Annotated in this window: 24 protein-coding genes; 11 read left to right on the forward strand and 13 right to left on the reverse strand. The window is 65.8% G+C overall.

What is annotated here, in order from left to right:
- Nucleotides 1-45: 45 nt before the first annotated feature.
- From BLS52_RS07715 to BLS52_RS07730, 4 genes are all read right to left on the reverse strand, one after another.
- Complete coding sequence (locus BLS52_RS07715) at nucleotides 46-1086, reverse strand: nucleoside hydrolase (protein WP_090585661.1); 1041 nt, start codon at nucleotides 1084-1086, stop codon at nucleotides 46-48.
- Nucleotides 1087-1284: 198 nt separating this feature from the next.
- Entirely contained in the window at nucleotides 1285-1527 is a 243-nt protein-coding gene (locus tag BLS52_RS07720) for a YegP family protein (RefSeq protein WP_090585663.1), read from the reverse strand.
- A 63-nt stretch (nucleotides 1528-1590) separates the two neighbouring features.
- Nucleotides 1591-1884 carry a DUF503 domain-containing protein gene (locus BLS52_RS07725; protein WP_090585665.1) on the reverse strand — a complete coding sequence of 98 codons (294 nt, stop codon included), beginning with the start codon at nucleotides 1882-1884 and terminating at the stop codon, nucleotides 1591-1593.
- A 6-nt stretch (nucleotides 1885-1890) separates the two neighbouring features.
- Complete coding sequence (locus BLS52_RS07730) at nucleotides 1891-2649, reverse strand: SDR family NAD(P)-dependent oxidoreductase (RefSeq protein ID WP_090585666.1); 759 nt, start codon at nucleotides 2647-2649, stop codon at nucleotides 1891-1893.
- Between the two features lie 150 nt (nucleotides 2650-2799).
- On the opposite strand from BLS52_RS07730, the gene BLS52_RS07735 reads away from it, so the two are divergent.
- Nucleotides 2800-3258 (forward strand): DUF4383 domain-containing protein, encoded by a 459-nt coding sequence (locus tag BLS52_RS07735; RefSeq protein ID WP_090585668.1) that lies wholly within the window; start codon nucleotides 2800-2802, stop codon nucleotides 3256-3258.
- 212 nt (nucleotides 3259-3470) lie between these two features.
- The gene (fdhA, locus tag BLS52_RS07740; protein ID WP_090585670.1) at nucleotides 3471-4688 is read left to right on the forward strand and encodes a formaldehyde dehydrogenase, glutathione-independent; all 1218 of its coding nucleotides are present in this window, start codon (nucleotides 3471-3473) and stop codon (nucleotides 4686-4688) included.
- Nucleotides 4689-4805: 117 nt separating this feature from the next.
- Here fdhA and BLS52_RS07745 read toward each other — a convergent pair whose 3' ends face one another.
- A complete protein-coding gene (locus tag BLS52_RS07745) occupies nucleotides 4806-5273 on the reverse strand; it encodes an acyl-CoA thioesterase (protein WP_090585672.1) in 468 nt (155 codons plus the stop codon).
- A gap of 324 nt (nucleotides 5274-5597) precedes the next feature.
- Between BLS52_RS07745 and BLS52_RS07750 the strand changes: the two genes are divergently transcribed.
- Nucleotides 5598-6254, forward strand: a complete 657-nt coding sequence (locus BLS52_RS07750) for a LysM peptidoglycan-binding domain-containing protein (protein ID WP_090585674.1) — start codon at nucleotides 5598-5600, stop codon at nucleotides 6252-6254.
- A 208-nt stretch (nucleotides 6255-6462) separates the two neighbouring features.
- On the opposite strand, the gene BLS52_RS07755 is transcribed toward BLS52_RS07750, so the two are convergent.
- The 3 genes from BLS52_RS07755 to BLS52_RS07765 form a co-directional block, all read right to left on the reverse strand.
- Nucleotides 6463-8895, reverse strand: a complete 2433-nt coding sequence (locus tag BLS52_RS07755; RefSeq protein WP_245702752.1) for a Tex family protein — start codon at nucleotides 8893-8895, stop codon at nucleotides 6463-6465.
- Nucleotides 8896-8941: 46 nt separating this feature from the next.
- The gene (locus BLS52_RS07760; RefSeq protein WP_090585677.1) at nucleotides 8942-9622 is read right to left on the reverse strand and encodes a hypothetical protein; all 681 of its coding nucleotides are present in this window, start codon (nucleotides 9620-9622) and stop codon (nucleotides 8942-8944) included.
- Between the two features lie 61 nt (nucleotides 9623-9683).
- A complete protein-coding gene (locus tag BLS52_RS07765) occupies nucleotides 9684-9938 on the reverse strand; it encodes a hypothetical protein (RefSeq protein ID WP_090585679.1) in 255 nt (84 codons plus the stop codon).
- A gap of 3 nt (nucleotides 9939-9941) precedes the next feature.
- On the opposite strand from BLS52_RS07765, the gene BLS52_RS07770 reads away from it, so the two are divergent.
- The 6 genes from BLS52_RS07770 to BLS52_RS07790 all read left to right on the forward strand — a co-directional run bounded on the left by BLS52_RS07770 (nucleotide 9942) and on the right by BLS52_RS07790 (nucleotide 14077).
- Nucleotides 9942-10205: a hypothetical protein gene (locus tag BLS52_RS07770; protein ID WP_090585681.1), complete on the forward strand. Its 264-nt coding sequence runs from the start codon at nucleotides 9942-9944 to the stop codon at nucleotides 10203-10205.
- Nucleotides 10195-10320, forward strand: a complete 126-nt coding sequence (locus BLS52_RS18975) for a hypothetical protein (RefSeq protein ID WP_281241689.1) — start codon at nucleotides 10195-10197, stop codon at nucleotides 10318-10320. Before BLS52_RS07770 ends, BLS52_RS18975 begins: the two co-directional genes overlap by 11 nt.
- Nucleotides 10321-10329: 9 nt before the next feature.
- A complete protein-coding gene (locus tag BLS52_RS07775) occupies nucleotides 10330-11466 on the forward strand; it encodes a type III polyketide synthase (protein ID WP_090585682.1) in 1137 nt (378 codons plus the stop codon).
- Nucleotides 11467-12153, forward strand: coding sequence for a class I SAM-dependent methyltransferase (locus BLS52_RS07780; protein ID WP_090585684.1), 687 nt, complete (start codon nucleotides 11467-11469; stop codon nucleotides 12151-12153).
- Nucleotides 12104-13267, forward strand: a complete 1164-nt coding sequence (locus BLS52_RS07785) for an FAD-dependent oxidoreductase (protein ID WP_425425031.1) — start codon at nucleotides 12104-12106, stop codon at nucleotides 13265-13267. Before BLS52_RS07780 ends, BLS52_RS07785 begins: the two co-directional genes overlap by 50 nt.
- A 219-nt stretch (nucleotides 13268-13486) precedes the next feature.
- Nucleotides 13487-14077, forward strand: coding sequence for a rhodanese-like domain-containing protein (locus BLS52_RS07790; RefSeq protein ID WP_090585687.1), 591 nt, complete (start codon nucleotides 13487-13489; stop codon nucleotides 14075-14077).
- 132 nt (nucleotides 14078-14209) lie between these two features.
- On the opposite strand, the gene BLS52_RS07795 is transcribed toward BLS52_RS07790, so the two are convergent.
- The 5 genes from BLS52_RS07795 to speB all read right to left on the reverse strand — a co-directional run bounded on the left by BLS52_RS07795 (nucleotide 14210) and on the right by speB (nucleotide 19036).
- Nucleotides 14210-14836 carry an FMN reductase gene (locus BLS52_RS07795; protein ID WP_090585688.1) on the reverse strand — a complete coding sequence of 209 codons (627 nt, stop codon included), beginning with the start codon at nucleotides 14834-14836 and terminating at the stop codon, nucleotides 14210-14212.
- Nucleotides 14837-14910: 74 nt separating this feature from the next.
- A complete protein-coding gene (locus BLS52_RS07800; protein ID WP_090585690.1) occupies nucleotides 14911-15114 on the reverse strand; it encodes a hypervirulence associated TUDOR domain-containing protein in 204 nt (67 codons plus the stop codon).
- A 235-nt stretch (nucleotides 15115-15349) separates the two neighbouring features.
- Nucleotides 15350-16357 carry a nitronate monooxygenase gene (locus tag BLS52_RS07805; protein ID WP_090585691.1) on the reverse strand — a complete coding sequence of 336 codons (1008 nt, stop codon included), beginning with the start codon at nucleotides 16355-16357 and terminating at the stop codon, nucleotides 15350-15352.
- Nucleotides 16358-16370: 13 nt separating this feature from the next.
- Nucleotides 16371-18053 carry a thiamine pyrophosphate-binding protein gene (locus BLS52_RS07810; RefSeq protein WP_090585693.1) on the reverse strand — a complete coding sequence of 561 codons (1683 nt, stop codon included), beginning with the start codon at nucleotides 18051-18053 and terminating at the stop codon, nucleotides 16371-16373.
- Nucleotides 18053-19036, reverse strand: coding sequence for an agmatinase (gene speB / locus BLS52_RS07815; protein WP_090585695.1), 984 nt, complete (start codon nucleotides 19034-19036; stop codon nucleotides 18053-18055). Before speB ends, BLS52_RS07810 begins: the two co-directional genes overlap by 1 nt.
- A 251-nt stretch (nucleotides 19037-19287) precedes the next feature.
- Here speB and BLS52_RS07820 point away from each other — a divergent pair, with 251 nt between their 5' ends.
- Both BLS52_RS07820 and BLS52_RS07825 read left to right on the forward strand, forming a co-directional pair.
- Nucleotides 19288-20244 carry a carbohydrate ABC transporter permease gene (locus BLS52_RS07820; RefSeq protein ID WP_090585697.1) on the forward strand — a complete coding sequence of 319 codons (957 nt, stop codon included), beginning with the start codon at nucleotides 19288-19290 and terminating at the stop codon, nucleotides 20242-20244.
- A gap of 2 nt (nucleotides 20245-20246) precedes the next feature.
- Nucleotides 20247-21188 (forward strand): carbohydrate ABC transporter permease, encoded by a 942-nt coding sequence (locus BLS52_RS07825; protein WP_090585699.1) that lies wholly within the window; start codon nucleotides 20247-20249, stop codon nucleotides 21186-21188.
- Nucleotides 21189-21266: the final 78 nt, after the last annotated feature.

A 21266-nucleotide genomic window follows, 5' to 3' on the forward strand; every position in this document is an offset into this window, starting at 1 on the left:
GCGCAGGCCGGCGGAGTCCGCCGGCAGCTCACCATTCTACCGGGATCAAGCGGGAGATGCGCTCCACGCCAGGGACGCGATGCGGGAAATCATCAGGTCGAAGACCTCCTCGGGGTGATTTCCAGTGACCACGCGTGCGTTCGGCGGGAGCTTGCGGAAGCCGGCAAAGTCGCCCACTGTCTGGGCAAAGGTCAGCGCTGACTCGGTTTCGACATCGACGTGCGCCTCCCGTGCGGTGTAACGCGCTTCCCCGGTAGCAACCATGGCCGCAAAAAGGTCGTGAAGGTGCGCAATGTAGCCCTGGTTGTAGAGCCGGTGAAACTCCATATAAAAGCGGAGCGCGTCAGACAGGAAAGCAATGACCGGGTTGGGCGAGGCACTGCGCAGCCCGTCGGCGTCGTCGGTGGAAAGCAGTTCCGGCACCTGTCCTGCCGCGACGGACAGCCGCTCAAAATGTTCCGGGCGGCACTCGATGCGTTCGGTTGTTTCAAGGGCGCAGATGATCGGCAGCCTGTCGACGGGCACGCCTTCGTACGCTGCGTAGACCTCGCGGGCGGCGTGCGGGTCCACATGCGTGTTCCACTCCGCCACCGGTGTGGTATTTCCCTGGTAATTGAACGAGCCGCCCATGATCACCAGCCCTTTGAGCAGGCGCGGCAGGTCCGGTTCCTGACGGATGGCGAGCGCAAGGTTGGTGAGCGGACCGGTGACGAGTCCGGTGAGTTCGCCGGGGTTGGCCCTCGCCGCCTCCACCCAGAGATCGACCCCCGAGCGGGTTGATACCTGCTGCCGGGCCGGCGGAAGCACCGCGTACCCAAGTCCCTGGTCGCCGTGGGTTTCCTCGGTGGTGACCAGCGGAATCTCCAGTGGTGTTTCCCGTCCGGTGGCCACCTCAACCCCAGTTACCCCAGCGAGTTCGAGCACAGCGAGCGTGTTTGCGGCGACCTGCTGCGCTGACACGTTGCCGGCTGTGCAGGTGATTCCCTCGATGTGCACATCCGGTACACCCAGCAGGTAGAGGAGGGCGACGGCGTCGTCGATTCCGGTGTCAACGTCGAGGAGGAGCCGGGTGGGTCGGGCAGTCATGCGTTTACCGTAGCAATGCGACGGGCCTTCAACGCCACCGTCAAGGCTTAAAGCATGGTGCCGGCAGCCGCACGAATGGGGGATGCGTGCGGGTGCCGGCACTTACGCACCGGTTGGGGGGCAACCGGCGCATAACAACTGTACAGATAACTTAGGCCTGTGGGAAGCCCAGAAGTTCGGCGGACGCCTCCGTACACATCAGGCCGGAATACGCCGTCTCGGCGCCCGATGGTCGCTCTGCTCCCGATGGGAGTGGTCCTTGCGGGTATGGTCCACGACCGGACCGGTTCCGGCGATCTCCCGAATGGCGTCGATACCCTCCACCGCGGATTGCTTGGTGGGGAAATAGGCCGAAACCGCAATGAGGGTTCCGTCATCGGCCATCAGTTTGAGCCGATAGCCGTGATCATGGGCGTCCACCAACTTGAAATATCCAGACACGCTCTTACCTCCTTGTAAGTACGCCTCGACTTACCCATGGTAGTAAGCGCGCTTGCTGTATGGTTAGTCCTCGCTGGTCACAATTCGGCGTCGAGCACTCAAAAGTTCAAGTTCCGGTCTACCGGCAACGAGCCGCTCCACAGCATCGAGAACCTCCACCACATGCCTGCGGTCCCCCGCCACCAGCCCCACACCGACGGTCGCGCGGCGATGCAGCTCCTGTGAATCGACCTCGGCAACGGACACGTCGAAGCGGCGCCGCACTTCGGCAACCAGCGGCCGGACCAGCGACCGCTTACCCTTCAGCGAGTGCACGTCTCCCAGCAGAAGGTCGAATTCAACAAAGCCCACCCACACAGCCGCTCACCGCCCACGCGCTGCAAGAGTGGCAACCAACGACGACGGCGCATTCCTCGCGATGAAAGCCAGCACCCTGTAGCGCCGACTGGGAATGGAAATGGCCTTTCCGGCGGAGAGGTCCTTCAGCGCCGCGCGGACTACGTCCTCTGTATGGAGCCACATCCATCTGGGCACCGACGCCTTATCCATGCCCATGCGCTGATGGAATTCGGTGTGGACAAGGCCGGGGCAGAGCGCCATCACCGTGACCCCGCGTTTACGGTACGTGAAGTTGGCCCACCGGCTGAAGTTGATCATCGCCGCCTTCAGCGCGCTATAGCTGCCGCGCGGGGTGAAACCGGCGACACTGGCTACATTCACTATCCGGCCGGCTCCCCGCGCCAGCATCCCCTGCAGGGCAGCGTGACTGAACGCCAGGGGCACGGTGAGGTGGATTGCCGCATGCTTCAGTTCATCTTCCAGAGAGTTTTCCTCGAAGGAGTGGGGCAGTCCGTACCCCGCGTTGTTGACCAGGGTGGACACCGGATCCGAATCATCACGGAGGCGGGCGAGAACGCGGCGGATGCCGTCGTCGTCGTGCAGGTCCGCAGCCAGCACCTCGACTGAGACGCCGAAACGGGAGCGGAGTGCAGCGGCTTTTTCCTCGAGCCGCTCCGCATTCCTGGCCACCAGCACCAGTGCGCTTCCCTGCGCTGCGAGCTGCTTGGCGAACTCCGCTCCCAGCCCTGCAGTGGCGCCCGTGATTAGTGCTGTATCGGCCATTGTTTTCCCTTATCAGGCGTGTATTCCAGCAGTAAACTGTAAGTGCTGGTTGAACGCGTTTTGCGTTCCTCCAACGGCGGTGCCGGCGGTGCGCCTCTCCTGACGCCTCGCGGCACAGCGAAGAGTCATATTCACACACTAGGAGGGGAGATGACTACCGCATCACACCACGCGCATGATTTCCATGTGACGCGCGACCACGTTCGCAGCGCATCGATGGGGATGGGAGTAGTTTTCCTGCTGGTGGGGGTTCTCGGGCTCATTCCGGGCATCACCACCCAATACGATTCCATGGCGTTCGCCTCCGGATCCGAGGCAATGCTCCTGGGCGCTTTCCAGGTGTCCGTCCTGCTCAGCCTGGTGTATCTCGCCATGGCGGCTGCCGGCATCTGGATGAGCCGTGGAGTCAACCAGGCGCGCAATTTCCTGATTGGAAGCGGCGTGGTCCTGCTGGTCATGTGGCTCTACGGACTGATCGTTGGCGATTCCGCTGCCAACATCCTGTCCACGAACGCATCCACCAACTGGCTGAACCTGATCCTCGGCGTCGTTGCCGGCGGGCTCGGAATCGCGTACATGGTACGGCACCGGGGAGGCCGCGCGCTATAGCTACGGCAACTGAACTCCCCGCGAAACACGCCCCACGATGAAGCCCCGTGGGGCGTGTTTTTGTACGAATGGAATGTTAATCAAATCGGTATACTGATTCGCTTTCCCGACCTAGACTGGCGGCGGGGCCCACCGCTGCCGAACGGGGTAGGCCGGGCCTTGCGGAACGGACGTTCGATGACGAACGCCCGCCAAAACTCGGAAGGATCACCATGTCAGGAAACAAGGCTGTGGCCTACAAGGGCCCCGGCAAGGTCGAGATCATCGATACCGATTACCCCACGTTCGAACTCAAGGACGGCCCCGGCGTCAATCCCGCCAACGTCGGCAGAAAGGTGAACCACGGCGTCATTCTGAAGACCGTCGCAACCAACATCTGCGGCTCCGACCAGCACATGGTCCGAGGACGCACCACCGCCCCGGCGGACTTGGTACTCGGCCACGAAATCACCGGCGAAGTGGTCGAGGTGGGCAGCGATGTCGAGTTCATCAAGAAGGGCGACATCTGTTCGGTTCCGTTCAACATCTCCTGCGGCCGGTGCCGCAACTGCAAGGAGCGCAAGACGGGCATCTGCCTCAACGTCAATCCCGACCGGCCGGGCAGCGCCTACGGCTATGTGGACATGGGCGGCTGGGTGGGAGGCCAGGCGGAGTACGTCCTCGTGCCGTACGCAGACTGGAACCTGCTGAAGTTCCCGGACCGGGACCAGGCACTGGAGAAGATTCTTGACCTGACCATGCTGTCCGATATTTTCCCCACGGGTTATCACGGCGCGTACACGGCAGGGGTCACCACCGGGTCCACGGTGTATATCGCGGGCGCCGGTCCCGTCGGACTTGCGGCTGCGCTCTCCGCGCAACTGCTGGGTGCCGCCGTCGTCATTGTGGCTGACCTCAATGAGGAGCGCCTGGCACAGGCACGCAGCTTCGGCTGCGAAACGGTGGACGTCTCCAAGGGTGACCCCAAGGACCAGATCGAACAGCTTCTCGGAGTGCCGGAAGTGGACTGCGGTGTTGACGCCGTTGGCTTCGAGGCGCGCGGTCACGGCAAGGACGCCTCCCACGAGGCGCCCGCAACGGTCCTGAACTCGCTGATGTCGATCACCGCCGCCGGCGGAGCACTCGGCATTCCGGGCCTTTACGTCACGGGTGACCCGGGCGGCATCGACGAGGCTGCGAAGGTCGGCTCGCTGTCGCTGTCCCTCGGAACCGGCTGGGCGAAGTCGCTATCCTTCACCACCGGCCAGTGCCCGGTCATGAAGTACAACCGTGGCCTCATGATGGCGATCCTGCATGACAAGGCGCACATCGCCAAGGCCGTCAACGCGAAGCCGATTCCGCTGGATGAGGCTCCGCAGGGCTACGAGGAGTTCGACAAGGGTGCGGCCACCAAGTATGTGCTGAACCCGAATGGGTACATCGCTGCCTGACGCCCAACCCTCTCTCGTTGAGAACCCTCTCTCGTTGAGAACCCTCTCTCGTTGAGTTGGCAGGACACGCCGCTAATGCACGGGGCGTGTCCTGCCAACTCACGGGAAGAGACTCGCTCACGGGAAGAGACTCGGCCCGATGTAGGGAGCCACCTGCCGCTTCTGCTCAGGAGTGATACGCAGCAGGGATCCCGACCCACCTTCGACGAAGGCCAGGGTGGTCTGCGCCTTCACGCACAGCCGGTCGGTGTGCGGATCATGGATGCGATACGCGATATCCAGGCTCGCCGCTCCCAGATTGGCAATCCACACCCGGATTTTCAGCGGCAGGTTCCGGTAATCAAGGGTCGCCGTATATTTGATGCGATGCTCCACCACCAGTGCCTGCACGCCCGCCGCCACCGATGAGAACAGCGGAACCGGCGGATCCTGACCCAGCGCGGCCGTCCCTCCCGGCGGGCCGAAGGCGTGGATGCGGGCCTCCTCGAGCAGCCGCACCACCTGCACGTTGTTAATGTGCCCATAGGCGTCCATATCTCCCCATCTCATGGGGATTTCACAGGTGATGATCTGGTGCGCGTCCATTCCTATGTTTTACAGTGGACGGCGTGGTTTGGCCCACCCGCCTTGGAAAAGGTGCCGATTGCTTTTCGTCAAGCACCGAAACATCTCGATTTGGAAACGATTAGTAATTCCTCTAGGGTGGATGGGTACCCTTTTTGGGAAATCACAAAGCAGGCGGCGTTGTGCACGTCTGCCACATAATGCCCTGGTGCTGCCCCTCCACCGCACGTTGCTCGTCCGGCAGACACCACAGACAAGACCACTGATCAGTCAAGGGTGAGCAACGGCGCAAAGATGTCCGGGGACGGAACGAGTGCAGGTGGCCTTTTGGAGCATCGTACCCACATGAAGAACCAGAAACTTACTCTTAACGCGCGCCGCGGCCTTGCAGCTGCCGCCCTCGTCGGTGTTGGTCTCGGTGCATCGGCCGGTGCAGCCAACGCTGCTCCCGCCAGCACCTGGGACGCCCTTGCACAGTGCGAGAGCGGCGGTGACTGGGGCATCAACACCGGAAACGGCTTCTCCGGCGGCCTGCAGTTCACCCCGTCCACCTGGGCCGGCTTCGGCGGCACCGGCGCGCCTCAGGATGCCACCCGCGAGCAGCAGATCGCTGTTGCAGAGCGCGTGCTGGCAGGCCAGGGTTGGGGCGCATGGCCCGCATGCTCGGCCAAGCTCGGCCTGACCGCCGGCGCCAACCCGACGCCGATCCCCGCCGCGCCGGCACCCGTCCAGGTCCAGGCTGCATCGCAGGTCCAGGCTCCCGTCCAGGTCCAGGCTCCCGTTGTTGAGGCCCCTGTTGTCGAGGCCCCGGCAGCTCCTGCAGCTCCCGCCGTTCAGCTCTCCGGTGACACCTACACCATCGAGTCCGGCGACACGCTCAGCACCATCGCCGAGAAGCTCGGCATCGAAGGTGGCTGGCAGGCCCTGTACCAGGCCAACGCCGACACCCTCATCCACGCCGACCTCATCTTCACCGGCGACGTTCTGCAGCTGCCTGCCTAAGGCCAGCTCCGCGAAGAGCCCCGCAACCTTCTTGGTTGCGGGGCTCTTTCGTATCTGCGGCTTTGTTGGAGGGCGTCCGGGAGTAACCTGGTCCGCGGTGAGCCGGCACGCCGGGGAGCAACCCGGACAGGATCGCGAGCAACCCGGTTCGGGGTGAGGGAAAAGTTGCTCACGCGTGTCCGGGTTGCTCCCCGAGTGCACCGGTCGGCTACTCCCGAGGCGCCAGCCCTGCAGCCCGCAGTGCCTCGGCCATCGCGCTGTTGGCCGGTGCCGGCTTACCTGCGGGCTTCGACCTGCCTCCCGATGTGGCGCCGGTTCCCGGTTTTGCCCCGGCCCCCGGTTTCTGAGCGCCGCCCGGTTTTGCCCCGCCGCCCTGCTTCTGAGCGATCTGGCCTCCTCCGGAAGAACGACGGCGGTCCTCGCCGGCCCCGCCCTGGCTACCGCCCGCGGGCTTGCCGGCAGACCGAATCACACGGCCGGCGTCGTCCTTCAACCGCAGGGTGAGGGAGATGCGCTTGCGGTCCGGGTCGGCTTCAAGCACCTTGACCTTGACCACCTGGCCGGATTTCACGATCTCGTGGGGGTCGCTGACAAACCGGTCGGCCATCGCCGAGACGTGGACCAGCCCGTCCTGGTGTACGCCGACGTCCACAAAGGCACCGAAGGCCGCAACGTTCGTGACCACGCCGTCGATGATCATTCCGGGCCGCAGGTCGGAGATTTTCTCGACGTCAGCAAACGACGCCGTCACAAACGCCGGACGCGGATCCCGCCCCGGCTTCTCAAGCTCGGCAAGGATGTCCTGCAGCGTGGGCAGCCCGACAGTGTCATCCACGTACTCGGCAAGATTCAGCGACCGGAGCGAGCCGCCGGCATCGTTCACCATCCGCCGTGCCACCGGGTAGGCCTCGGGGTGCACGCTGGAGGCGTCCAAAGGCTCCGGGCCACCAGGGATCCTGAGGAACCCCGCGCACTGCTCGAACGCCTTTGCGCCGAGCCTCGGAACCTTCAGGAGGTCCTTCCGGCGGGCGAAGGGTCCGTTGGCATCGCGGTGGGCGACGATGTTCTCGCTCAGCAGCGCGCCCACCCCCGCCACCCGGGTCAGGAGCGACGGGGAGGCAGTATTCACATCCACGCCGACCGCGTTCACGCAGTCCTCGATCACGGCGTCGAGGGAGCGTTCCAGCTTCGCCGGGCTCACATCGTGCTGGTACTGGCCCACGCCGATGGACTTCGGATCGATTTTCACCAGCTCGGCGAGCGGGTCCTGCAGCCGCCGGGCGATGGACACCGCACCGCGCAGGGACACATCAAGCTCCGGCAGTTCCGCGGATGCCAGCGCTGAGGCCGAGTACACAGATGCCCCGGCCTCGGACACCACGAGCTTATGCATGGTGCGCCCGGACATCAGCGAGATCAGCTCCGTGGCCAGCTTGTCCGTCTCCCGCGAGGCGGTGCCGTTGCCGATCGCGATAAGTTCGACGTCGTGGTTGTCCACCATCCGGGAGAGTGCCGCGAGCGCCTCGTCCCACTTCCTGGCCGGTGCGTGCGGGTAGATGGTTGCTGTTTCGAGGACCTTGCCGGTTCCGTCCACCACGGCCACCTTGACGCCGGTACGCAATCCCGGGTCCAGCCCGATCGTGGTCCTGCTCCCGGCGGGCGCGGCGAGCAGCACGTCTCGCAGGTTGGCGGCGAAGATGCGCACGGCTTCGGTTTCGGCCTCCTGGAAGAGGCGGACACGGAGATCGATCGAGAGCTTCGCAAGAAGGCGGCGCCATGCCTGCTGGGCGGTGGCCAGGAGCCAGGCGTCGCCCGGGCGACCATGGTCGGCCACGCCGAGGAATGCGGCCACGGAGTTCTCGAAACGCCGCCGGGCGCGCAGGGCAGCCTCGGCATCGGCGGGGTCGGCCTCAGCAAGCGTCAGCTGCAGCACGCCTTCCTTCTCGCCGCGCAACAGTGCCAGCACCCGGTGTGACGGCATACCGGACGGTGACTGCACAAAGTCGAAGTAGTCGGCGAACTTCTGGCCCTCGGCTTCCTTGCCCGACACCACCTGCGAGCGCAGCTTCCCCTGCTTCCACAGGCGTTCACGCAGGTCGGCGAGCAGGTCAGCGTCCTGGCCGGCCCTTTCCACCAGCAGTGCGCGGGCTCCTGCCAGCGCGTCATCCGCTGTGGGAACGGCGTCGTTCAGGTAACGGGCTGCCTCGACGGTGGGATCGAGGGACGGATCGGCGAGGAGCGCCTCCGCGAGCGGTTCAAGCCCGGCCTCGCGGGCAGCCTGCGCCTTGGTGCGCCGCTTCGTCTTGAAGGGGAGGTAGATGTCCTCGAGCCGTGCCTTGGTGGTGGCGCCGACGACGGCGGCACGCAGCTCATCGGTCAGCTTGCCCTGCGCTTCGATCGCCTCGAGGACGGCCTCACGCCGCTCCTCCAGCTCGCGCAGGTACCGGAGCCGCTCCTCCAGCTCGCGCAGCTGGGCGTCGTCGAGGGTGCCGGTGACTTCCTTGCGGTAGCGGGCAATGAAGGGGACCGTGGATCCGCCGTCGAGCAGTTCCACGGCGGCCTTGATCTGCCACTGCCGGACGCCGAGCTCCTCGGCGAGTTGCTCGAAGATGTTGGGCGGGGTGGTACCGGGTGCGTTCACGCCTGTTATTGTGGCACTGACAGGCGCGGGGCTCTAAACCAGGCTTCTAGGCGCAGCCGTCGCGGGTCAGTTCGACCACCAGCGGGTGGGTTCCCGTGAATTCCTGCCCTCCGGTGGAGTAGACGACGGTGACGCCCTGCGCAGTACCGGCGTCGGCGCCCTCGGCGATGGAGACTGCCACTACCAGGTTGACATACTCGTGGGTGCTCACGGCGTATCCGTCGGCCGGGACGGGCTCCACCGGGCCTGCCGGTTCCGCCGCCGCTGGAGCGGTTATGGAGGCGGCTGCCGGCGCAGGCTCCGCGCCGTGCGTCCCGTGACCACCGTCGTCGCCATCTTCGGCGCCTTCGTCTCCTTCGCCGTGAGCCTTGTGGTGGCCCTCGCGGTTCGCCGGGGAAACCTCGGCGCTCACCAGGGTGAGTCCGTCGGGATCCTTCAGGGTGACGTCGTCGAGCGTGAAGGTTTCCAGCGCCTCGTTGTGGACCAGGACGGTGAACTCCTGGAAGCCGATGCCGGGCTGGGTGGAGCAGAGGGTGGCGCCGTTCTCGGCGAGATTCAGCGGATCATCGCCGACATCAGCGGTAGCGGGCTGCTGCACCGCGCTCGCGTTTTCCGGCATCCGGGGAGAATTCACGTCCAGCGGGTTGGCCTCGACGGCCATGCATCCGCTCGCGAGGAGTGCCGTGAGCACGGCTCCGCCCATCAGTGCTGCCGATCGAACCGCCATGCTCCACCATCCTCGTTGTCTGCCGTACCCTGTGTTCGCCGCCACAGAGCCGGCGGATGGGTCACTCGTACAGGATGTACTCCGGCTGCGGAACCAGGGCGAGGACCTCGGGCGGCGTCATCAGCGGGCCAGGCACCGCGTCCTCCTCGAAGAACAGCTTGAAGCCGGCGTGGACCGTGGACGGCAGGTCCTTCATCAGCAGGGCGTAGGTTTCGATCTTCATATGGGGCGCACCGATGCCGTCAACGCTCCGGATCACCTCCACACCCTCATACTCCCGAATCGCCGCCACATTGGAGACGACGCCGGGAGCCACCTGATGGAAGATCAGCGGCTTTTGGGGAAGATTCTTCCTGTTGACGAGATCATCGAGGTACGCCGCGATCTCATTGATTTCCTCTCCGGTGATGTGCCCGCAGGCGCGGCCCGGAAGCTGCTCGCCGGTGACGTCGTCGGACGTGCGTGTGCGGTATGCCCCGTCATCACGCGGAGCTGCTGCACGACGACGGCGATCAGCTCCAGCACAGGCATCACCGTCCTGCCGCCCGCCAGCTCCGCCCCGCGGAGTAGGTGTGTCCGCTGAATCCGACGAGCCGGTACTCGTGCTCCGTGCAGACGGCGCGAGGCAGAAACCGCAGGAGGCAGCGGAGGAGGCCGGCAGCCTGCTTCGTATTGTGTTCGGTTATCCGCTCCCCTAAGAATGAACTATGACAGTGCTGATGAGGTCCCTTGAAACCGCTGTACCGACTACCGTCATGGTCCAGTCGGAGGTGCGGGACGTCTTCGCCGCCCAGCCCGGGCTCAGCCGGCTGGGAAAGCGGCTGGTGACGGCGGCGTTCGATTCCTCCGGCATTGACACCCGCTATACCGCTGTGGACGAGATGACCCTCGAACGGCACAGCGAGGAACCGGTGTTCTTTGATTCAGCCACCATGGCCATCCTCAGCCCCGGGACCAAGGTCCGCAACGAGGTGTACGCCGAGGCCGGCACCAGGCTGTTCGTCGAGGCTGCACGGAAGGCGCTCGATGCGGCAGAGGGGGTCGAGGCCGCCGACATCACGCACGTGGTCACAGTGTCCTGCACCGGTTTCTTCAACCCCGGGCCGGACTACAAGATTGTCCGGGCACTGGGCCTGGACCCCTCAGTTCAGCGGTACCACCTCGGATTCATGGGCTGCTACGCCGCGTTCCCTGCCCTGCGTGCGGCAAAATCGTTTTGCGAGGCGGATTCCAGGGCGGTAGTCCTCGTGGTCAGCGCAGAACTGTGTTCGCTCCATGTGCGTACCTCGAACAACCCGGACACCATTGTGGGGACGTCACTCTTCGCCGACGGCGCCGCGGCGGCCGTAATCAGCGCCCGCAGCGACCTCCCGCAGCCGTCCGCACCGGTTCTCAGCCTCGATTTCTTCGAGACCACGCTGACCCCGGTCGGCGAGGAGTCCATGGCCTGGAACATCGGCGACGAGGGGTTCGAGATGGTCCTCGGAACCTACGTCCCGCATATCATCGACGAGCACATCGTCGGGGCACTTGCGCCCCTGCTGGAACGGGATGAGTCCCTGATCGGACTCGAGCACCGGGACATTGAGCACTGGGCCATCCACCCGGGCGGCCGCAGCATCCTCGACAAGGTGCAGGCCAAGCTCAAGCTCAGCGACAGCCAGCTAGTCCCTGCCCGGGAGACCCTGCGGAACTATGGGAACATGAGCAGCGCGACGGTGATGTTTGTCCTCAAGCACATCCTCGACCAGCCGGCGGGTGAGGCCGATGAACGCATCTGTTCCATGGCGTTCGGTCCCGGGCTGACGGTGGAGACTGCCCTCCTCACCAAGACCTCGGCCTGAATGGCTTTCCTCACCCACCGGGACCTCACCGCCGTCGAGGAGATGGACAAACCCGGTTGCAATCCCGCCATGCTGGAGCGCACCTACGCCCAGTTCGGGCTGGTCAACCGGACTGTGGCAGGTTGGCACCACACCTGGGCACGGCACGTCCGGCCGGTGCTGCGGACCTCGGGCACCAACACCCTCCTCGACATCGGCTCCGGCGGCGGCGACGTACCCCGGGCGTTCGCCCGCTGGGCGGCCCGCGACGGCTTCCGGCTGGACATCACCGCAATTGACCCGGATGAACGCGCCCACGCATACGCAAACAGCCAGCCGACGACGCCGGGAGTCACCTTCCGGCGCGCCTTCAGTTCCGAGCTGGTCGCCGAGGGCGCGCGGTTCGACGTCGTCACCTCCAACCACGTGCTGCATCACCTCTCTCCCGGCGAACTGCGCGGACTACTGGCCGACTCCGAACAGCTGGGGACCCGGTTGGCGCTGCACAGCGACATCGTGCGGACCCGGGTGGGGTTCGCACTGTTCGGTGTGGCGACGCTGCCGCTGCGCGGGTCCTACATCCGCCGGGACGGGCTGACCTCGATCCGCCGAAGCTACCTCGCGGAGGAGCTGCGCGCCGCGGTGCCCCCCGCCTGGCGTGTCGAGCGGCAGTTCCCGTTCCGCAACCTGCTGGTGCACCGTGCCTGAGGTTCTCATTGTCGGCGGCGGCCCGGTAGGGCTGTTCACGGCGATCCTCCTGGCGCAGGCCGGGGTGGACGTGGAGGTCTTGGAGCGCCGCACCGAGCGGAGCCCGCACTCCCGCGCCATCGGGATTCACCCGCCGGCACTGGCGGCGCTGGAACAGGCCGGGGTCGTTGACCAGCTGCTCCTGGCGGGTGTGAAGATTCCGGGCGGGGTTGCGCGCAGCCTCGGGCGGACGGTCGCGGAGCTGTCCTTCGAGCGTCTCCCAGGCCGGCACCGCTACGTGCTCGCGACCCCCCAGGAGCAGACCGAGCGCATCCTGTCCGAGCGCCTTGCAGCGCTTTCCCCCGCAGCGCTCCGCCGCGGGGAGACGGTCACGGCGGTGCACGATCTCGGGAACGAGGTGCTGACCGTCACGGGCAGCGGCGCGCACCGGTCCGCGCTGCTGATCGGTGCCGACGGCGCCCGGAGCACTGTGCGGGATGCTGCCGGCATCCGTGCCGTAGTGCACCCCTATCCCGACGCCTACGTCATGGGCGACTTCCCCGACACCACCACGGACGGAAGCACCGCCGCGCTCTACCTGGAGCCCGACGGGATTGTGGAGTCCTTTCCGTTGCCCGGCTCGATTCGGCGCTGGGTGGTCCGGATGCCGTCGCTGGTTCCGGACCCCACCGCCGGGACAGTCGCAGGCCTGGTCACCGAACGCACCGGAGTGTCCGTCGACACTCTGCACAATACGATGCTCAGTTCCTTTGCGGTACGGCGGCGGATCGCGGACCGGTTTGTGCAGGGGCGCATCGTGCTGGTCGGCGACGCCGCACACGAGGTGTCACCCATCGGTGGCCAGGGGATGAACCTGGGGTGGCTTGATGCCGCCCGGCTGGTCCCGCTGGTGGTCGCTTCACTGGCGGGCACCGACGTCGGGCTTGGGCTTCGCCGCTTCAACGAGGAGCGGCGGCGGGCTGCCCTGGCGGCAGCCCGCCAGGCTCACATCAACATGATCCTCGGGCGCCCCTTGCCGGGCCCGGTTCTTGCTGCGCGGAACCGTCTGATGGGCGGGATGGCCGGGGTGCCGAAGGTGCACGACGCCGTCGCGCGCACCTTCACCATGCACTGACCGGTGCACTGTGCTGTGCCGTGAATTGTGCCAGCCCTCCCAGTGAGTCGCCGTTTCCAGTGGGGATACGCTGCTCCCTCCCACTGAGACATCGCTTTCAGCGGGTGAGCGCAGGCCGGCTGGGCCGTATATGTCGCCGCGTTTCATTCCTCTGGAAGACAGCCGACCACAGGTGCCACACTGAACGTCCACCCATATCCCTGTCTGAAAGGGAGCCCCTTGGCCTCCGCGAGCAGCACCGTGACCACCCTGGAACCGCCCGTCCTGCAGGAATGGATAAGCGAACACGAGGACCTCGTCATTATCGACGTCCGGTCCGCCGCCGAATATGAGAACCTGCACATCCGCGGCTCCTACAACGTGCCGCTGCCGCTCCTGGCGCAGCACGCAGCCCAGGTGAAGAACCGGCTGGGCGGGCGCGTGGTGCTGGTATGCCAGTCGGGAGTGCGCGCCGAGCAGGCCCGTCAGCGTCTGGCGTCAACCGGCGTTGATTCAGCGTTTGTCCTCACCGGCGGCGTTCCCGCCTTCGCACAGGCCGGCGGAGAGGTTACTGAGGGGGCGCAGCGCTGGGCCCTGGAGCGCCAGGTCCGGATGGTTGCCGGGTCGCTGGTCCTCACCGGGCTCCTTGCCGGCAGATTCATCTCTCCGAAGCTGCAGCTGATCGCCGGAGGCATCGGCGCCGGCCTGACCTTCTCGGCTGCCACCAATACCTGCGCCATGGGCACGGTGCTGTCAAAGATGCCGTGGAACCGTTCAGCGACGGAGCCCACGCTGGAATCGGCGATCAGCCAGCTCCCGTCCCTTAACTAGCCACGAACCTTGTGCCACGCGTGGCGAGTGCGTGCTCCGTCCCATTGAACAGCGGGATTCAACGGGAATGTCCACACTTTCCCAGCGAAACCCGCGATTCAGTGGGCAGGTTCGACGGCGCGACGCGAAGAACTAGCGGCCCTGCACCTGGGCCAGGAGCTCCTCGAACGGCAGGGATGCTTCCGGACGCTGCCGGCGCCGCACCGCCGCGGTGCCTTCGACCATCCCGGCGAGTTCGCCGGCGGCGCGCGTGACGCGCTGCTCCAGCGCGTCGGCCCCCCTCGATCCGGTTCCCCAGTCCTCGGGGCCGGCGTAGACGGCGGTGGAGACAACCCGGGCGCGGAGGTAGATGAAGAGCGGACGCATGGCGTGCTCGAGCATGAGGGAGTGCCGCACGCTGCCGCCGGTCGCCGCAATGAGCACCGGCATTGACTCCAGGGCAGTGTTGTCGAGGACGTCGAAGAAGGACTTCAGCAGGCCGCTGTAGGAGCCCGAGAAAACAGGGCTCACCACAATGAGGGCGTCCGCCTCCGCCACGGACTTCAAAGCATCGGCGAGCGCGGGCGGAGCGAAGCCCGTCACCAGGTTGTTCGCGATGTCGACCGCGAGTTCGCGCAGCACGATGGTGGTGACGTCGGTGTGAACGTCGGCGCGTTCGAGCTCCCGGCGGGTCGCCTCCCCGAGCTGGTCCGCGAGCATCCGGCTCGACGACGGCGTTCCCATTCCGCCTGACACCACTACTACCCGGCGCGTTTCCATTGCCCGTCCTCCAGTTCGCTGCTATTCATGCGTTTGCATCTAGTTGAACGGGCTACGGACGGGAAACATTCCCGTTACTGCCTCTCGAGCGCGCTTTCCTTGTGGGCGGCCTGCTTGCCCGACTTCTCGCTTTCCACGATGTAGTAGGGCTCATCCTTCGATGCGTTGAACTTCTGCCCCTCGAAGCTGAACTCCTTTTCCTTCTTTTCCATGACCGTGCCGTGGGTCTCGCCCTGCGACGTGTTCCAGCTGACTTTGGTTCCCTTGCTGTATGCCATTGCCCCAGCGTTTCACCCCGCTGCAGCGGGCGCCACCCGATCAGCCGGCAGGTATCCACGCGCGCATGCCGCCCGCACTATGCCAGCGCGATCGTCGACCAGGCAGCGTGACGGTGAGGACACCGCCGTCGCGCACTGCACCGTTGAGGTGCTGCAGGCCGACCCGGGTCTGGTCCTCGCGGGTTGCTGGACGCTATTCCGCCATCCTGCGCCCTGCCCATTTGTTCCACCCGAGTTAAGCGAGCGCCTCGACAATCTTCGCGGCCGGCTCCGGCCGTGCCGACGCGAAGCCGGTACCCGCCCAGAGGTGTGCCACATCGGCGTTTCCCTGGGCCACCGCCGCCTTCCGCAGCGGTGCCGTCGCATAGTGCAGGTGCGGGTAGCCGGCAGGCGCGTCGGAATGCTCAAGGATGAAACGGTTGGTGAGCCCGCGTGCGTACCGCCCTGTGTACGCCCGGGTGAGCGAGGTTCCGGCAAACTGTCCCCCGGCGAGCACGGCCCGGTGCAGCGGATTGGTACCCGCCTCATCGGCGAGGAGGAGGGCTGTGCCCACCTGGACGGCGTCGGCTCCGGCGCCGCGCAAACGTACGACGTCGCTTGGTCCGGACACTCCCCCGCCCGCCGCCAGCGGCACCGCCGTCACCGACCGCACGGCGGCCAGGGTGTCTTCCAGCCGGTCATCGGTCGGAACGGACCGCTGGTCGAGGGTTCCGCGGTGCCCGCCCGCGCCGGGCCCCTGAACCGCGAGCGCCCGGGCACCGGCGGCAACAGCGAACTCCGCCTCAGCAGAAGTGGTCACGGTGACGATCGGCAGAATCCCGGCGTCGGCCATCCGCTTGAGGACCTGGCTGTCCGGGCAGCCGAACGTGAAGGAGACGGCCGCGGGCCTCGCGTCGAGGACCAGCGAAAGCTTGGCGTCCCAGCCGTCGTCGTCGTACCGGGGTTGTCCGACCTCCACCCCGAGGGCTTCCGTTTCCGGGCGCAGCGAGGCAACGTACGCGTCCAGCAGCGCGGGATCCGGCTGGAACGCGTCGGGCACAAACAGGTTCACGCCGATGGGCCCGCCGGTGAGCGCACTCACGGCCGACAGTTGCGCTGCCAGATCCTCCGGCGTCCGGTACCCGGCGGCAAGGAATCCCAGGCCGCCGGCGTTGGTCACGGCCGCGGCGAGCTCCGGCGTGGAGGGACCGCCCGCCATGGGAGCTCCGATGATCGGCCGGTCGAGGTCCCGAAAATCAAACATGCTCCCAACCTACCTACAGGTGCGTCGGAGCGAAGAGCCTCAGCAGCGTTTCAACAACGACGACGTTGGGGCCTTCCGCGGCGAAGCCCGCCTCCAGCGCCTGGCGCACATTCTCCGGCGCCACGCGGACCGCGGGAACGCCGAAGGACTCCGCCAGCTTCACGAAGTCCGGTCGCGTGAGCTCGGTTGCGGTGGCCTTCCCGAACGCGCCCTCCATGTATTCGCGGAGGATGCCGTAACCGCCGTCGTCGACAATCAGCCAGGTCACCGGGAGATCATGCTGGCGTGCGGTGGCCAGCTCGGCGATCGAGTACATCGCGGAACCGTCCCCGGACACCGCGAGCACCCGTGCCGGGAGTCCCTTTGAGGCAAGGCCCACCGACCCGCCGATTGCGCTCGGGAAGCCGAAACCCAGCCCGCCGGCGCCCTGCGCGGAATGGAATTCGCCGTCCCGGGAATCCCAGCAGCTCCACGCCCAGTAGGCGGCGATGGTCATGTCCCAGAAAGTCTGCATGTCATCCGGGACGGCGGCGCGGATATCCGCCATGAACGTCCGTTCCTTGCCCAGATTCTGCGCCTCGAGGCGCGCCTGCACTTTGACGAGGGTCTCGGCCACGAGCCGGCGCGGATCAAAGTCGCCGGTGCGGCGGTCGACGGGTTCGAGGGCTTCGTCCAGGGCCGCGAGGGCCTGGCCGGCGTCGGCCCGGATACCGAGCGCGGGCCGGTTGGACTCAAGGACCCGCGGTTCGGCGTCGATCTGGATGATCCGGCCGCGCGGCTCAAGGGTGAAGTAGTTGGATGTCACCTCGCCGAGGGAGGAGCCGATGACCAGCAGCACGTCCGCGTCCTCGAGGACCTCGGTGACGTAGCGGTCCTCCACCCAGGACTGCAGCGAGAGCTCATGGTTCCACGGAAACGCACCATTGCCGCCGGGTGAGCAGACCACAGGCGCGTCGAGCTTTTCCGCCAGCGAGAGCAGTTCCTTCTCGGCCCTGCCGCGACGGGTTCCGCCGCCCGCCACGATCGCGGGGCGTTTCGCTTCCGACAGCCATTTGACCGCCTCACGGACCAGCTCCACACGCGGCGGATTGTCGAACGGTTCCGCGAGCGCATCCTCCACCCTGGGAACGACGACGGCGTCGAGGAGCACATTCTGCGGAACCTCCACCCACACCGGACCCTGGGGTGAGGAGACCGCTTCGGCCCACGCGTCCTGGATGGCCGACGGGATGCCGGAGGCGTGCTGGATCAGCCGCTGGCTCTTGGTGACGTTGGCGGCGGAGGCCTTCTGGTCGTCAAGCTGGTGCAGCATGCCCTTGCGCCGGGCGCCGAGGCCCTCGAGCGGAATCTGGCTGGCGATGACCACCATCGGCACCCCGGTGGCGTAGGCCTCCTGAAGCCCGGCCAGCGAGGTGAGCGCGCCCGGCCCGGTCGAGAGGAAAAGGACACCCACTTCACCCGTCGCCCGGGAGAACCCGTCGGCGGCGAATGCGGAGTTGTTCTCCACCCGGGAGGACACAAACTGGAGGTCGGAACGGGACAGCGCGTCGAAGAGGCCGAGCGCGTGCTGACCGGGGATGCCGAACACGGTGGTGGCACCGAGCGCGCTCAGCGTCTCGACCACCAGGTCACCGCCGTTGCGCGAACCCGTGACCGGCTGTGGGGGAACGGTGGCGTCACTCTCAACGGACTGCATCAGGCGTCCTTCCTCGTGGAAATTTCATCGGCCATCAGACTCACCAGATCGTAGGCGACGTGCGACGCCGCCACACCGGTGATCTCCGCGTGATCGTAGGCGGGGGCCACTTCGACCACGTCGGCACCCACCAGGTTCATCCCGCGCAGGCCGCGCAGGATCTCGAGGAGCTCCCGGCTGGTGATCCCGCCGGCTTCAGGGGTGCCGGTGCCCGGGGCGTGGGCCGGGTCGAGGACGTCGATGTCGATCGAGACGTAGAGCGGCCGGGTGCCGATCCGGTCGCGAAGCCTGGCAACAGTCTCGTCGACGCCCTGGCGGAAGACGTCCGAGGACGTGACAATCCCGAAGCCGAACCGCCGGTCGTCCTCCAGGTCCTTCACCCCGTACAGCGGTCCGCGGGTACCGACGTGCGAGATCGCTTCGGTGTCGAGGATCCCCTCCTCCACAGCGCGACGGAAGGGTGTGCCGTGTGTGTACTCGGCACCGAAGTAGGTGTCCCAGGTATCCAGGTGGGCATCGAAGTGCAGCAGCGCAACCGGTTCTCCGGCGCGCTCCGAGGCAGCGCGCAGCAGCGGCAGCGCAATTGTGTGGTCACCACCGAGTGTGACCAGGCGGGCGCCGTCGTGCGTGAGATCCAACGCGTTCTGCTGGATGGTTTCAATGGCCTCGTTGATGTTGAAGGGGTTGACCGCCATGTCACCGGCGTCGGCAACCTGCACGCGCTCGAAGGGCGAACAATCCATGGCCGGGTTGTAGGGCCGCAGCAGCCGGGACGCCTCTCGGACGTGATTGGCACCGAACCGCGCCCCCGGCCGGTAGGACACCCCCGAGTCAAAGGGAACACCGACGACGGCGATATCCGCCTTCGTCACCTGGTCCATCCTTGGGAGCCGGGCAAAGGTGGCCGCTCCGGCATAGCGCGGAATGCGGGCCGAATCGATCGGGCCGAGATGACCGCCTGCCGTAATGCGCAGCTCTTCCACTGGACTCCTTCGCTTTCCCCGTGCGGGCGCACGCGAGTTGCCTAATAGGCATCAACTGTTTAGCGAAAGGCTAATTTGTGGCAAGCGTCTCAGTCAAGCGGCCTTGGGAGGGATGCCGCTCAGGCTACCGCGACTGCCTTCCCGGCGTATAGCCCATCGCTTCTCAAATTGGAAGATTTCCGCCCGAAACAAAGCAGGCTGATGGCTTACTCTTGTCAGAAGCAACCCTGCCGACAGCAAGGAGGTGCAGCATGGCCACAGTGATCGACTCCCAGCAGAAGACTCGATTACGGCGTCCCCGCTGGATCAAGGAGCCCTTCAACCGCGAAGCAAGGGCAGGGTACCTGTTCATCCTTCCCTGGGTGATCGGATTCCTCGTCTTCACGCTGGGCGCCATGGTGTACAGCCTGGTCATCTCTTTCACCAACTATGATCTCTCCACCGACACGGCCACCCCCGTGGGCTTCAGCAACTACGAACTGCTGTTCAAGGATCCGAAGGTCATGACGTCGCTCGGTAACACGCTGTACTATGCCGTGCTCTCCGTGCCGCTCGAGATCTGCTTCGCCCTGCTGCTCGCGTACCTGCTGCACCGCATTCCGGACCGCGGCGCAGGGATCTTCCGGATCATCTACTACCTGCCGAAGATGACGCCGTCGGTGGCCGCGGCGTCGATCTTCCTGCTGCTGCTCAACGGCAATTCGGGAGCGATCAACGGATTTCTCGGGCTGTTCGGTATCGACGGGCCGCAATGGCTGATCGACCCCGACTGGATGAAGCCGTCCATCATCATCATCGGCCTCTGGAGCGTCAGCGGAACAATGCTGATCCTTCTCGCGGCCCTCAAGAACGTGCCCAAGGACCTGTACGAGGCCGCCGCTATCGACGGTGCCGGCTCACTCCGGCAATTCTTCTCCGTCACCCTGCCGATGATTTCCAACGCGCTGTTCTTCTGCACCATCGTCCTGACCATTGCGGCTCTCCAGGTCTTCGACCAGGCGTTCCTGCTGTTCTACCGCGACACTGCCAGCGGCTCTCCCGATGCCGCCCTCTTTGTCGGCGTGTACCTGTTCCAGCAAGCCTTCCAGCAGTTCAACATGGGCTTCGCCGCCGCGATCGCGTGGTTGCTGTTCGTCATCATCCTCCTGATCACGATCTTCCAGGTCCGCTTCGGGAACAAGTTCGTCTACTACGAGGGAGGCCGGTAGCCATGGCGTCAGTCGTGAACTCGCAGCCGCAGGCAGTTGTCGAGTCGGATCCGCGGGACAGGTCCGCTGCCGCCCCCAGCCAGGCCTTCCCCTGGTACAAGCCCCGCAGCATCGGGGGCAGGATCGTGCTCTGGACGCTGCTGCTCGGCTTCTCCGCCCTCTTCATGTACCCGTTTGTCTGGCTCCTGGCCGCGACCTTCAAGCCGCGCCAGGACGTGTTCGACAACAGGCTCATCCCGGAGACCTGGGTCTTCACCAACTACGTCGAGGTGTGGGAGCAGCTGCCGCTCCTGGCCTGGATCTCCAACAGCCTGATCATCGCGCTGCTCGCCGCCGGCCTGGTCACGTTCTCCAGCTCGCTGGTGGCCTTCGGGTTCGCCTACTTCCGCTTCCCGTTCCGGAACCTGCTGTTCGGCCTGGTCCTGGGAACCATGATGCTGCCCGGCGCGGTGACCATGATTCCGGTCTATCTGATCTGGAAGGAACTCGGCTTCCTCGGCACCACCGTCCCGCTGTGGGGCGCCAATCTTTTCGGGTCCGCCTTCTACATTTTCCTGCAGCGCCAGTTCTTCCTCGGCCTGCCGCGGGACATCTTCGAGGCGGCCCGGATCGACGGGTGCAGTTACTTCGGGCTGTTCCGGCGGATAGCCATGCCGTTGTCCATCCCGTCCTTCATCATCGTGTTCATCTTCGAGTTCCAGGCGAGCTGGAACAATCTGCAGGCGCCGCTGATCTACCTGAATTTCGGCAGCCCCGACCAGTACACGGTGCCCCTGGGCATCTCCTACGCGATGACGCTCTTCAGCCCCACCTCGGGAGGGCAGGCGGACTATCAGTACGTCATGACTGCGGCCCTGCTGGTGACGCTGCCCATGCTGGTGCTCTTCGCGTTCGGTCAGCGCTACTTCATCGAGGGCCTGGCCGGTCAGGGCCGGAAGGGCTGACCCCACCGGCGTCGAGTTGGCAGGACACACCCCTTCTGGAGGCTGGTAAACGGCGTGTCCTGCCAACTCGACGGGAGC

The sequence above is a fragment of the Arthrobacter subterraneus genome (genome assembly GCF_900099735.1).
GTDB classification, from domain to species: Bacteria; Actinomycetota; Actinomycetes; order Actinomycetales; family Micrococcaceae; genus Arthrobacter_D; species Arthrobacter_D subterraneus.